This is a genomic window from Austwickia chelonae NBRC 105200 (genome assembly GCF_000298175.1).
Taxonomy (GTDB): Bacteria; Actinomycetota; Actinomycetes; order Actinomycetales; family Dermatophilaceae; genus Austwickia; species Austwickia chelonae.
The window spans coordinates 68,425-81,479 of sequence record NZ_BAGZ01000004.1 but is presented as its reverse complement, the minus strand read 5'-3'; the positions used below and the strand labels follow the sequence as shown (position 1 = coordinate 81,479).

Here is a 13,055-nt window from a genome sequence, read left to right as displayed (position 1 = left end):
ACCGCCAGGTGCGCTCAACGGTCCTGAACTCGACGCGCGTACTTCGGAACTCGGAAAGAGACCTTTGCGCCGGCGCCGATTGCGGTCTCCACGACCAAACCGTATTCGTCGCCGAAGGTCTGCCGTAGCCGGGCGTCGACATTGGTCAACCCCACATGATCACCGCGTTGTCCGGCCAACATGGCCCTGATCTCCTCGGGGTCGGCGCCCACTCCGTCGTCCTCGATCGCGATCTCCGCATCGGCACCCATGTCGCGTGCGGTGATCGAGATATGTCCGACGCCGGTCGAGGTTTCGATGCCGTGTTTGACGGCGTTCTCGACCAGGGGCTGAATCGTCAATGTGGGCACCTGGACGGCCAACACCTCGGGGGCCAACATCAGGCTCACTTCCATTCGATCGCCGAATCTGGCCTCCTCCAAGGTCAGATAGCGCTGGATGTTCTCCAATTCTTCGGAGAGTGTGGCCATCGGCCCGGATTTACGCAGTGCGTAACGGGTGAAGTCGGCGAATTCCAGGAGCAGTTCCCGGGCCCGCGGCGGATCGGTGCGGACGAAACTGGCGATGGCGGCCAACGAGTTGTAGATGAAATGCGGACTGATCTGGGCGCGGAGGGCCCGGAGTTCGGCTTCCATGACCCGTTCGCGTTCGACGGACAGCTCGGCCAGGTCCAGTTGGGTGGAGATCCAGTCGGCGACCGCTTCGGTGGCGCGTACCAGGTCTGCGCTGACGGTGTCGTGATAGGAGGCGAGGACCGCCACGGTGCGGTCGTCGTTGACGACCGGGGCGAGGATCGCGTTGCGGATCGGGCAGGTCGGGTCGGCGCACTCCAGGTCCTTCGCACCCAAGCGGACGGTGATGCCCTTGTCGAGGACGGCCCGGCTGAGTTCGAAGACCTGGTCCCGGTGGTGCTCCCCGGCGCCTTCCCAGGCGAGGACGTCCGTGGGATCGCACAGGGAGACCGCGGACACCTGCAGCAGCGGTCGCAGGTTCCGGGCGGCTCGTCCGGCCGCCTTCGGGGTCAGCCCGTCCCGGAGGTGTCGTGCCGCTTCCGAGGCGACGTGCAGGGCCTGATAGGTGGCCTGGGCCTCGGGGGAGCTGAGGCGTCCGCGGTGCCGCAGCACGTACGTGATCACCATCACGATGAGGAGGGCGGCCGTCGACATCGCCACCACCAGGACCCATCCGGGGAGTCCGTCGACCGTGACGAAAGCTGACGAAGGCGACACTGCGCTCACGTCGAGAACTCTAGGCTGGCGGGGTGACCTTGGTGGCGGATCTGCAGTTGATAGCCCGTTGGCCTGCCGTGGCCTCGTCGATGGATGAGGTCCGTGAGGCCTGTACCGCGTTGCGTTGGCATCCGGCTCTGCGTCGGCGTATCCCCGAGTCCGCTTCGGAGTCCCGGGTGCGTGGCGCCTGGGCGAGTGCCGAGCTGGAGGGGGTCCGGATCGACGCGGCCACGGTGCGGTTGAGGTGGTGCGGTCTGGCCGGTGAGAGCACCCGTGAGGATGCGTCCGCGGCGGTCGTGCAGGGGGCGGTGCAGGTCACTGCGGAGAGTGAGTACGTCACCCGGCTCCTGCGGCGTTCCCCGGCGCAGGCCTTGGGCCGGTTGCACGTGGCGGCGGCGGCCGGTCTGCTCTCGCCGGAGCAGGTGGGGCGTCCGCGGCGGCCGGGGGAGGAGGTCCACGAGTTGGTGGACCTGGGGCCGGTGCCGGCGGCGGAGGAGTTGTCGGTGCGTTTGCACCAGGTCGGGGAGTTGTTGACGGCGGCCGGGGCGCCGGCCTTCGTGGCGGGGGCGTTGATCCACGCCGAGATCCTGCATCTTCGTCCGTTCGTCAGGGGGAACGGTCTGGTGGCGCGGGCTCTGGAGCGGGCTTACCTGCAGGAGAGCGGATTGGATCCGACGGGGGTGGCGGTGTGTGAGCTGGGGCAGGGGCACGGCGGTCATGCCGCTTACCTGGGGGCTGCGGCCGCTTATGCCACCGGGACGCGGGAAGGGCTCGAAGTGTGGCTCGCTCATTGGAGCAATTCGATGTCGGTTGCTGTGGCCGAAGGGGTTCGAATCGCCGACGAAGTACGGGTGGGAAAGTTGAATAAATCCGTTTCATCTTAAGTGTGATCTTGGCAACGCCCGGATGCTCTGGTCTGTTCATGTGGTGGGGGGTAGACCTGGAAGTGACGGCGATGCCCGAAGGGCTTCGCCCGACGTGGGGCAAACGGGTACCCACTCGCGGGCAGTCCACTGATGGACGGATCTCCGTTCGGACGTACGTCCTGGTCGGGGTGATGGTGCACGCTTGTTAACCCGGGCGTTCCACGCCTCGGTGGCACCTCGAATTCGAGGTGCCACCGTCATGTCGGGCGGAGTGCGGAAGCGGGGAGAACTCTCGGCGGGAACGATGTTGCCGAAGTGAGATGTTCTTGCGTCATTCCTGGTCGTGGTCGTTCGTTCAAATCACCTCCCTGAGTTATCGCAAGACGAGGCTTAACGGGTTTGCCACAAGCCCTTGGACGAGGCAGACTGTTCCCCAGCGCTCCCTTCGGGTTGAGCGTGGCGCACCGACTCCTCCCCCCCGGAGTTAGGCGCGTTGGCAGCCCCCGTTGTCCCCCCAACGGGGGCTGCCCCGTTTTTCGGGGCTTTTCTTCTCCACGGCAGCGAGCCGGGTTTTTCCCCTGGTCTTCACGCCGGATGAGTTCCCTACAGCGCTGGGTAGACTCGCCGGCGTCCCGGTGAGTGCCATCGATCGACAAGGACCGGAATGACTTCTTCTTGGGCCGACCATGCCATCTGGTGGCAGATATATCCGCTCGGTTTCTGCGATGCACCCATCCGCCCGACAGAAAAAGAGCAGGAAAGACGATCACGGTTGGACCGGATCACTCCCTGGCTCGACTACCTGATCGAACTGGGCGCCAACGGACTGGCTCTCGGGCCGATCTTCTCCGCCACCAGCCACGGGTACGACACCGTCGACCACTTCACCATCGACCCCCGCCTGGGCGACCACGCCGACTTCGACCGCCTCGCCGCCGCCTGCCACGACCGGGGCATCGCCCTCATGCTGGACGGCGTCTTCAACCACGTCGGCACCGACCACCCGCTCTTCCGACAAGCCCTGGAACATCCCGACGGCAACCCCTACTTCGACATCGACCACGGCCCCGACGGACCCCGCTACGCCGACTTCGAAGGCCACCGCTCCCTGGCCCGCCTCAACCACGCCGAGGACGCCGTCGCCACCCTGGTCACCGACGTCATGACCCACTGGTCCGACCGCGGAGTCACCGCCTGGCGCCTCGACGCCGCCTACGCCGTCCCGCCCCACTTCTGGACCCGGGTCCTGCCCGCCGTCCGGAAGACACACCCCGACCTGTGGATCATGGGCGAAGTCATCCACGGCGACTACCCGCAGATCGTCGCCACCTCCGGCATGGACTCCCTCACCCAGTACGAACTGTGGAAAGCCGTCTGGAGCTCCCTGCACGACGAGAACTTCTACGAACTGGACTGGAGCCTCACCCGCCACGGCGAACTGCTCGACACCTTCGTCCCGCACACCTTCGTCGGCAACCATGACGTCACCCGGATCGCCACCCGGGTCGGAGAGAGCAAAGCCGCCCTCGCCGCAGTCGTCCTGTTCACCGTCGGCGGGATCCCCGCCGTGTACTACGGCGACGAACAAGCCTTCCGCGGGGAGAAGACCGAACGGATCGGCGGAGACGACGAGATACGCCCGCCCTACCCGCAGAACCCCGCCGACCTGTCCACCCTCGGGGAATGGATGCTCCGACTCCACCAGGACCTCATCGGACTACGGCGACGCCACCCCTGGCTCACCACCGCCAAGACCCGCAGCATCCACCTGGAGAACCGTTCGTACTCCTACGAATCCCTCGGGACGGACGGGCAGCGGCTCCGCGTCGACCTCACCCTGGAGGAGAACCCGCGAGCCACCGTCACCGTCGATGGGGAACCACCGCTGCGCATCATGCACTGACCCCGACGCACCCCCCCGCCCGCCCCGGTCCACAACCGTCCCCACGGCGGACGACCGTCCACAGTCCGCCGCACGCCACCGCCCGGAACCGGCCACGGACCGCCACCGTGGGAACCATGGACGCGAACACCCCCACCTGGGCACACGACCTCGGGCTCGGCCACCCCCCGCGCCGAGCCCAGGTCGTCGGCATCGCCGGAGCCTCCGGCGGCATCGGCACCTCCTGCCTGGCCGCAGCCCTCGCCACCCGGGCCGCCACGGACCACCGGGTGGCCTGCCTCGACGCCGACCCCCACCGAGGCGGCATCGACGTCCTCTTCGACCGCGAACGACGCCCCGGCATCCGCTGGCCCGACCTCGTCCACGCCCGCGGACGACTCGACGGCGACGCCCTCGCCCGGCTCCTGCCCCGCTCCGACGAAGGCGTCCTCCTGCTCTCCTCCGGCGGCGACCCCCACGACATCGCCCCCGAGACGATCGCCGCCACCCTCACCGCGCTCCGGACAGACCTCGACCTCCTCGTCCTCGACCTGGGGGTCGTCGGCCACCCCGCGCCACAGGCCACCGCACTCTGCGACGACATCATCCTGCTCGTCGGCTGCTCCGTGCCCGCGCTCGCCCGCGCAGCCCACGCCGCCGACACCCTCGAACGCGGACTCGCCACCGACGACCCCACCCGGACCTGGCTGGCCCAACGCGCACCCCGCGGCCGCGCAGACCTCCCCGAAGAGATCGCCACCCACCTCGACCTGCCCCTCATCACCGGGATCATCGACGACCCGGGCCTGGACAATGCGCTGGGACGCGGCATCACCCCAGGAAGCCGCCGCAGCCGACTCACCCGCGCAGCCGACCGTATCCTCGACCGCCTCCACGACCAGGCCCGCGCCGCATGAACCACCCCGACCACCTCTACCACGACCGCATCCACGCCCTCGCCCGCGACGGACGGCATCCCACCCACGACGGCGTCGACCACGTCCTGAGCGCCCACGCCCCCCTCCTCGGCGACGAAGGACTCCAGGACGCCCGCCGTCGACTCACCGCCCAAGCACTCGGCCTCGGCCCCCTCCAACCACTGCTCGACCTCCCCGGACTCACCGACATCCTCGTCAACGGCACCCGCGGCGTCTGGATCGACGACGGCGACGGCCTCCGCCGCATCCCCTGCGACCTCGGCGACGACACCGCGCTACGCCGCCTCGCCGTCCGCCTCGCCGGACAAGCCGGACGCCGCCTCGACGACGCCAGCCCCTATGTCGACGGCTGCCTCCCCGGCGGGATCCGACTCCACGCCCTCCTCCCACCCCTCGTCGACGGCTCCGCCCACATCAGCCTGCGCATCCCCCGCCGACACGCCCCCACCCTGGAAGACCTCGTCACCTGGGGGAGCATCCCCCCGTCCTGGGCCGGGATCCTGCACGCCGTGGTCACCCACCGACTGTCCTATGTCGTCACCGGCGGCACCGGCAGCGGCAAGACCACCCTGCTGGCCGCGCTCCTGGGCGCCGTCCCCGCCGACGAGCGCATCGTCGTCGTCGAAGACGTCCGTGAACTCGCCGTCGACCACCCTCACACCGTGCGCCTCGAAGCCCGCGCTCCCAATGTCGAGGGCCGCGGCGGCGTCGACCTCGTGGCACTGGTCCGCCAATCGTTACGGATGCGCCCCGACCGGCTCGTCGTCGGTGAAGTCCGCGGCGGCGAGGTCCGCGAACTGCTCACCGCCCTGAACACCGGCCACGAAGGCGGCGCAGGCACCCTGCACGCCAACCGGGCCGGCGACGTCATCGCCCGCTTCGAAGCACTCGGCGCCCTCGCCGGAATGACCCCGGAAGCCACCCGCGCCCAACTCTCCAGCGCCGTCGAAGTCGCCCTGCACCTGCGCCGCACCGCCACCGGCCGCCGACTCGACTCGATCGCCGTCCTCACCGGGCGGGGCAGCGACCTGCAGGTCACCCCGGCACTCCACGCCGACAGCGAACTCCCCGGCCCGGGCTGGCCACTGCTCGCCGAACGGATCGGACGGCCGGGATCCCCCGCGCCCGGAACCGCCGACACGCCATGAACCTCGCCCTGCCGGCCCTGATCTGCGCCGCCGTCCTCCTCTGGCCGACCCGCCGGCCCACGACCGTCGAAGGCCCCGGACGCGTCCGCCGCTCCTCACCCACCGCCGGCCCGCGCCGGCGGCTCCGCCTACCCCGGCCACCGGCCACCCGTCGCCGCCGCGACCGCCAGGAGGAATCGCTCCTGGCCGTCATCGACGCCCTCGCCCCGGCACTCGAAGCCGGACTGCCCCCGGCCTGGGCCCTGGCCGAGGCCGGACGGTCGGCCACCGAACCCACCGTGCAGGAACTCTTCGCCGATGTCGCCGCCCACGCCGCGCACGGCGTAGCACCGGGTGAACTGCTCGACAGCCGCACCGGCGAAGGCTGCACCGTCGAAGGCGCCGACCTGCTGGCCCGCTCGTGGGCCCTGGCCGACCAGCTGGGCACCCCGCTGGCCCGGACCACCCGGACCGTCGCCGAACTCCTCCGCGCCCGCCGCGCCGCCCGCCGCCAGGTGGAGACCGCCGTCACCGAAGCCCGCACCACCGTGCGCGTCCTGATCGCCCTTCCGTTGACCGGGCCGCTGTTCGCGCTCGCCGTGGGGATTCCGCCGGGGCAGCTCTATCGGTCGGCGCCGGCGCTCGTCGCGGTGGCTGTCGGGGGTGTGCTGCTGGTGCTCGGCCGTCAGTGGATGAACCGGCTCGTGGGGGCGGTCGCCGACGAAGGAGGACTTCGATGAACTGGTATCCGGTGCTGTGTGCCCTGCTGATCGTCGGGGCTCTGCTGAGTTGGCCGACGGCGGGGCCGGAATCGACCCGTCCGGGACGTGCCGGACGAGGAGTCGGTGAGGATCCCGACGGGGATCCGGGTCATGACGACCGGACCGGCGGGTCCGGGGTGGGGCGGGCGCGTCGGTGGCGGCGGGCGTCCTCGGTGTCGTCAGCTCCTTCTTCGGAGGATGTCGCCACCACCTGTGAGCTGGTCGCTCTGGCCCTGTCGGCGGGGGCGGGGGTCGGTGACGCCCTGGAGGCCGTGGCCCGGGATGCTCCGCCGCAGGTGCGGGGCGCGCTGGCGGCCGTGGTCGCCGGTCGGCGTTGGGGTCTGCCGGAAGAGCAGGTCTGGGCTTTCCCGGGGGAGCGGTGGGCGCCGTTGGTGCGCGCCCTGCATCTGGCGGAGGCGGCGGGTGTCCCGCCGTCGGGTCCGCTCCGGCAGGCGGCTGCGGATCTGCGGGTGGGGCGGACCCATCGGTTGGAGGTGGCCACGGCTCGTCTTCGGGTGAGGATCGTCCTCCCGTTGGGTCTGTGTTTCCTGCCGGCTTTCGTGTTGACCTCGGTGGTTCCGGTGGTCCTGGCGTTGGCGGCGCGGTTGTCCCAGCCCTGATCGGGGGAGCCCCTTGTTGGATCGTTAATTCTGAATTACCATCTGGATTGACTTAGGGTTGCCTAACAAAGGTGGTGGTGACCCATGGCCCACCAGACCCCAGGACCCCCGATGCCCACCGCGCTCCTCCAGGACGAGCCCACCGCGACGACCCGCACCGACATCACACACCGACACGCCGGGCAGAACGAACGCGGACAAGCCGCGCTGCGGGACCTCCTCCGCCCCGTCGCCACGACGATCACCCTCGCCAAAATGCTCGCCGCACTGTCCGCAGTGCTGGCCGTCGCCCCCTACATCGCCCTGGTCCACCTCGGCGAGATCCTCCTCACCGCACACTCCCACGGTGCACGCCCCGACAGAGAACAGGTCACCACCGTCGTCCTCGTCCTGGCCGGCACCTTCACCGCACGACTGGGCCTGCACTTCCTCGCCCTCACCGTGATGCACCTCGCCGACCTGCGCCTGCGCCACCACCTGCGTTCCCGGATCCTGAACTGCCTGGGAACGATGCCGCTGTCACACTTCACCTCCACCGCCTCCGGGCGCATCCGCAAAGCCGTCCAGGACGACACCCTCGCCCTGCACAACCTCGTCGCCCACGCCCCCGTCGAGACCACCGCCGCCATCGTCACCCCCGCCGCCCTGCTGATCTACGCCTTCGTCGTGGACTGGCGGCTCGGACTCACGAGCATCGCGACCTTCCCGGCCTACCTGATCCTCATGGCCGTCCAGACCAAGGACATGGGAGCCAAAACCGCGGAGATGGAACGACGACTGGCGGACGTCTCCGCCCGGATGATCGAATTCGTCTCCGGACTCCTCGTCGTCAAGACCTTCGGACACACCCGCCGCGCCCACGAGCAGTACACCACCGCCGCCGAGGACTTCCACGACTTCTACCTCGCCTGGTGCGGACCGTTGATGAGAGCCGGAGCGATCGGCACATCCACCGTGGCGCCAGGCCTGCTGCTACTGATCAACCTCGGCGTCGGATCCCTGCTGATCCACGCCGGCCAGGTCGGGGTCGCAGACGTCCTGGCCACCACCCTCATCGCCCTCGTCCTCCCGGCCTCCATCGAGACCCTCGCCGTCGGACAGTGGAACCACCAACGGGCAGGTGCCGCCGCCCTGCGGATCATCGAAGCCACCCAGGAACCGACCCTGCCCGAACCCGGACAACCGGTGACACTGCAAGGCCACCGGGTCGAGATCGACCACGTCAGCTACTCCTACGGTCGGACCCTCGCCGTCGACGACGTCACCCTGACCCTGGAACCCGGCACGGTCACCGCACTCATCGGCCCCTCCGGGTCGGGGAAATCCACCCTGGCGACCCTGGTGGCCCGCTTCGCCGACCCCGACGAAGGCACGATCCGACTCGGCGGTGTCGACCTGCGAGAGATCGGCAGCACCCAGCTCTACCGTCAGGTCGCCTTCGTCCTGCAGGACCCCCAACTGCTCCGACTCACCGTCCGGGAGAACATCGCGCTCGCCCGCCCGGAAGCCACCGACGAACAGGTCAGAGCCGCCGCCGTCGCCGCCTGCATCCACGAGGAGATCACCGCACTGCCCGACGGCTATGACACCGTCCTGGGCGGATACACCGACCTGTCCGGCGGGCAACGCCAACGCATCGCCATCGCACGAGCACTCCTGGCCGACGCCCCCGTCCTGATCCTCGACGAAGCCACCGCGCTGACCGACCCCGAATCGACCACCCGGATCCAACAGGCACTGGACGCCCTGGTCGTCGGACGCACCGTGCTGGTCATCGCCCATCGGCCGCACAGCATCGTCGGAGCAGACCGTATCGTCGTCCTCGACCGGGGACGGATCATCGCCGAAGGAAACCACACCGATCTCGACGGCCAGGAACACTACGCCGCGCTGTGGGGGAAGAAACCGGCGTCGACCTCAGGAGACCCGGCATGAGCGATGCCGCACCGACCACTGTCCGCACCCTCTACGCCGGCTACCGGCGCGTCACCTCCTGGCAGGGCAGCACCCGGATGCGGCGAGCCCTGCAGCTCTGCCTCCTGGTCGGGCTCGTCGAAGGCGCCGCGATGGTGGCCCTGATGCCCGCCGCCACCACCCTGGCCACCGGCGACACCTCCTGGGGGTTGGGCCTCGAGCACTGGTTGACCGTCCTCGCCGGGCTCGCCGTCGTCAGCTTCGTCGCCCGATACGCCCTGGCGATGAACAGCTACCACGGCGCCGTCGACGCCATGCGTGCCGTCCACCACGGACTCGGCGCCCAGATCGCCACCCTGCCGTTGGGCTGGTTCCCCTCCACCTTCGCCGCCCATGCCTCTCGACTGGTCACCGAAGGCATGATGATGCTCGCCGGGACCTTGGCCCACATCGTCCCCGTCCTCGCCATCGACGTGACCGTCTCCGCCGTGCTGCTGATCGGCGCCTGGGCCTGGCACCCGCTGCTCGGCGCAGCACTCACGACGTCGGTGCCCGTCTATCTGCTCATCGGGGCCGTCGCCCGGCGCTGCTCCAACCGGGGTCAACGGATCCTCGACCCCACCGAGGTCGAACTCGCCGACCGGATCGTTGAATTCGCACGTTGCCAGGGGGCTCTGCGTGCGGCCGGCCGCTCCGCCGACCACGCGCCCCTGATCGCCGCCCAACAGGCCAATGCGACCGCGGCCGTCCGCCACCTGTGGTGGTCCGTCCTCGCGAACCTCCTCCTCGGCGGCATGACCCAAGGCATCATCGTGAGCCTGATCGTCCTGAGCGGGATCCTCTCCGCCGACGGGGCCCTGGACCCGATCACCGCCGTAGCCATCATCGGGATCTGCCTGAAGTTCACCGGCAATCTGGAAAGCCTCAGCGGGCAGATCATCGGTACCGAAGTCCAACGCGACACCCTGTGCCACATCGATCACATCCTCGACGCCTCACCCCTGCCCGAACCCGACACCTCGGCGCCGACCCCCACCCCCGGCAGCATCGAGCTGGACCGGGTGACCTTCGGCTACCTCCCGGAACGGCCCGTCCTGAAAGACCTGAGCCTGACGATCCCGGCCCGCACCATGACGGCCCTCGTCGGACCCTCCGGTTGCGGGAAGAGCACGGTGACCCGACTGATCGGGCGCTTCCACGACGTCGACAGCGGAACCGTCCGCGTCGACGGCGCCGACATCCGTGAGCTCACCACCCCCGACCTGATGTCCCGGTTGTCCCTGGTCTTCCAGGACGTCTACCTCTTCGACGACACCCTGCGCGCCAATATCGCCGTCGGACGTGAGAACGCCACCGACGCCGAGATCGACCGGGCCGCCGACCTCGCCGGTGTGACCGAGATCGTCCGCAGGCTCCCCGACGGATGGCACACCCAGGTCGGTGAAGGCGGTCGGGCGCTCTCCGGCGGCGAACGGCAACGCGTGTCCATCGCCCGCGCCCTGCTCAAGGACGCCCCGATCGTCCTTTTCGACGAAGCCACCTCGGCCCTCGACCCCGAGAACGAGGACAACGTGGTCCGCGCCATCGAGGACCTGCGCTGCCGTTCGACCCTGCTGGTCATCGCGCACAGACTCGACACCGTCCGCCGTGCAGACCGCATCGTCGTGCTCACCGCCGAGGGCCGCATCGCCCAACAAGGCACGCACACCGAACTGGTGGACGCCCCCGGCCCGTACCGGGACTTCTGGCAGGAACGAACCCGTGCCGTGGGCTGGCGTCTGGTCTGAACCCCCGGCGCGGCCCACTCGTACCATGGAGCGCATGCCCTCTCCCGTCCGACGACTCGGCCGCAAGACCGGGCCGAAACCCTCCTTCACCCGGGACGAGGTCGTCACCGCCGCACTCGACATCGGCATCGCCGAATTCACTCTCGCCCGTGTCGCCGAACGGGTCGGAGTGGGCACCTCGGCGCTCTACCGGCTCTTCCCCTCCCGGGAGGACCTGGTCCACGCCTGCCTGGAGTACGCGGCCCGCACCCTGGCCTGGCCCGACCCCCAGCTCGGATGGCCCGACCAGTTGCGCTCCTACGCCGAGGGCATATGGCGTTTCTGCGAGGAATATCCCGGCGTCGCGCTGGTCCTGCTCACCACCCCCGGACAGCACAGCCACATCCAACAGAACCTGCACGCCTGCCTCCGACACCTGGAGGCCGCAGGTCTGTCCCGTGAGCGCTCCGAGTTCGCGCTCGACTTCATCGGCGACACCGTCATCGCCACGCACATCGGGGTCACCGCGATGCGCCGGCACGACCAGGAAGGACAGAGCGGACTGGACGCCGCCCGGGACCGGCTCGCCGAGGAAGCCGCCCGCACCGGCCTGCCCACGATCATCTCGCCCGACGAATCCTGGACGGCACGGGGAGATCTCGAACGAAAGGTCGAATTCGTCATTGCCGGGCTGACCGCCCGGATCGACCTACCCGGGAGTAGTCTGACCTGAAAACCACCTGGGCATCCCCGGGGATGAACGTACGCACGAGCTCGACGGGGATACCACGGATGGATCAGATTCAGATCATGCTGATCGCGAGCTTCGTGATCTCCCCCACCATCGCCACCGTCGTCCTGGCCTGGACCTTCGTCCACCGGCTCCGCCAGGACACCGGACGGGTCACCGACGGCTTCCTCCTCATCGCCACCCTCGGGACCGGATCCTTCTCCCTCGTTGTCTGGTCCGCCTTCCTCGGCGGAAGCCTCGCCTTCTCCATCGTGGTCGCCCTGATGGCCCTGTCGATCCCCCTGATCTTCTTCGCCGTGGTCGGCGTCCTCGTCGCCAACGGAGTCCTGGTCATGTTCCGCGAAGGCATCGGGATGACCACGGTCCTCCCACTCAGCCTCGGCGCCGCGATGATCATCGTGCCCGTCGCCACCGTGTGGTCGGTGCTCCGCAGCCCCACATCGATCTTCGCGCCCCTCGCCGTACCCGCCGTGGCCCTGTTCTGTATCGGGTTCTACATCCTCGCCCACCTGTTCGCCTACATCGCCTACGCGGTGGCCCACGCGAACCTGCCCATCGCGAACGACGCCGACGTGGTCATCGCCCTGGGCGCCGGACTCGCCGGAGACCGGGTCACCCCACTGCTCGCCGCCCGACTCGACCAGGCCCTGGCCGTACGAGCCCTGACCCCCGACCCGGAAGCCGTCTACATGTTGACCTCCGGAGGACAAGGACCCGACGAACTCGTCAGCGAAGCCGTCGCCATGGGCCGCTACCTGAACGAACGAGGAGTCGCCCCGGAGAAGATCCTCCTGGAGGACCTGTCCCGGACCACGGAGGAGAACATCAGATTCTCCTACCTCGTCCTCGACGAGAACGGACTGGAAGACGCGAAAGTCGTCGTCTGCACCAACGACTTCCACGCCGTACGCACCGCAGCCATCGTCCGGCGACTCAAAGCCGACATGGAAGTCGTCGGCTCGCACACCGCCGGGTACTACCGACCGGCAGCCTTCCTCCGCGAATTCGTCGCCCTGCTGGCCGAACGCCGACGACGCCACCTGACGATGTCCGCGCTGATCACCCTGATCGTCTTCCTCCTCTACTTCAGCTGACCCCGCCCCGGCAGACCGGACACCCGCAGCGGACGTCCACAACCCTGCCCGCCCGACAAGCCCACCCACAGGCACGACGTCACCGGCGCCCAGGATCACCACCCCCC

At 69.2% G+C, this 13,055-nt stretch carries 11 protein-coding genes; 10 read left to right on the top strand and 1 reads right to left on the bottom strand.

The window, feature by feature from the left end:
• Window positions 1-14: 14 nt before the first annotated feature.
• A complete protein-coding gene (locus AUCHE_RS02960; RefSeq protein ID WP_006501783.1) occupies window positions 15-1,238 on the bottom strand; it encodes a histidine kinase in 1,224 nt (407 codons plus the stop codon).
• Window positions 1,239-1,261: 23 nt separating this feature from the next.
• Here AUCHE_RS02960 and AUCHE_RS02955 point away from each other — a divergent pair, with 23 nt between their 5' ends.
• The 10 genes from AUCHE_RS02955 to AUCHE_RS02905 all read left to right on the top strand — a co-directional run bounded on the left by AUCHE_RS02955 (window position 1,262) and on the right by AUCHE_RS02905 (window position 12,948).
• Window positions 1,262-2,113: a Fic family protein gene (locus tag AUCHE_RS02955; protein WP_006501782.1), complete on the top strand. Its 852-nt coding sequence runs from the start codon at window positions 1,262-1,264 to the stop codon at window positions 2,111-2,113.
• Between the two features lie 646 nt (window positions 2,114-2,759).
• Entirely contained in the window at window positions 2,760-3,998 is a 1,239-nt protein-coding gene (locus AUCHE_RS02950; protein ID WP_006501781.1) for an alpha-amylase family protein, read from the top strand.
• A 116-nt stretch (window positions 3,999-4,114) separates the two neighbouring features.
• Window positions 4,115-4,894, top strand: a complete 780-nt coding sequence (locus AUCHE_RS15460; protein ID WP_052024784.1) for a hypothetical protein — start codon at window positions 4,115-4,117, stop codon at window positions 4,892-4,894.
• Window positions 4,891-6,063 (top strand): TadA family conjugal transfer-associated ATPase, encoded by a 1,173-nt coding sequence (locus tag AUCHE_RS02940; protein ID WP_006501779.1) that lies wholly within the window; start codon window positions 4,891-4,893, stop codon window positions 6,061-6,063. Before AUCHE_RS15460 ends, AUCHE_RS02940 begins: the two co-directional genes overlap by 4 nt.
• A complete protein-coding gene (locus AUCHE_RS15455) occupies window positions 6,060-6,782 on the top strand; it encodes a type II secretion system F family protein (protein ID WP_006501778.1) in 723 nt (240 codons plus the stop codon). Before AUCHE_RS02940 ends, AUCHE_RS15455 begins: the two co-directional genes overlap by 4 nt.
• Window positions 6,779-7,423: a type II secretion system F family protein gene (locus tag AUCHE_RS02925; RefSeq protein WP_006501777.1), complete on the top strand. Its 645-nt coding sequence runs from the start codon at window positions 6,779-6,781 to the stop codon at window positions 7,421-7,423. Before AUCHE_RS15455 ends, AUCHE_RS02925 begins: the two co-directional genes overlap by 4 nt.
• Window positions 7,424-7,507: 84 nt before the next feature.
• On the top strand, window positions 7,508-9,358 hold the full coding sequence (locus AUCHE_RS02920) for an ABC transporter ATP-binding protein (protein WP_143115136.1): 1,851 nt from the start codon (window positions 7,508-7,510) through the stop codon (window positions 9,356-9,358).
• A complete protein-coding gene (locus tag AUCHE_RS02915) occupies window positions 9,355-11,124 on the top strand; it encodes an ABC transporter ATP-binding protein (RefSeq protein WP_006501775.1) in 1,770 nt (589 codons plus the stop codon). The genes AUCHE_RS02920 and AUCHE_RS02915 overlap by 4 nt, the downstream gene beginning before the upstream one ends.
• Before the next feature lie 34 nt (window positions 11,125-11,158).
• Window positions 11,159-11,836 (top strand): TetR/AcrR family transcriptional regulator, encoded by a 678-nt coding sequence (locus tag AUCHE_RS02910; RefSeq protein WP_006501774.1) that lies wholly within the window; start codon window positions 11,159-11,161, stop codon window positions 11,834-11,836.
• Window positions 11,837-11,895: 59 nt separating this feature from the next.
• The gene (locus tag AUCHE_RS02905; protein WP_006501773.1) at window positions 11,896-12,948 is read left to right on the top strand and encodes a YdcF family protein; all 1,053 of its coding nucleotides are present in this window, start codon (window positions 11,896-11,898) and stop codon (window positions 12,946-12,948) included.
• The last annotated feature ends 107 nt before the right edge of the window (window positions 12,949-13,055 follow it).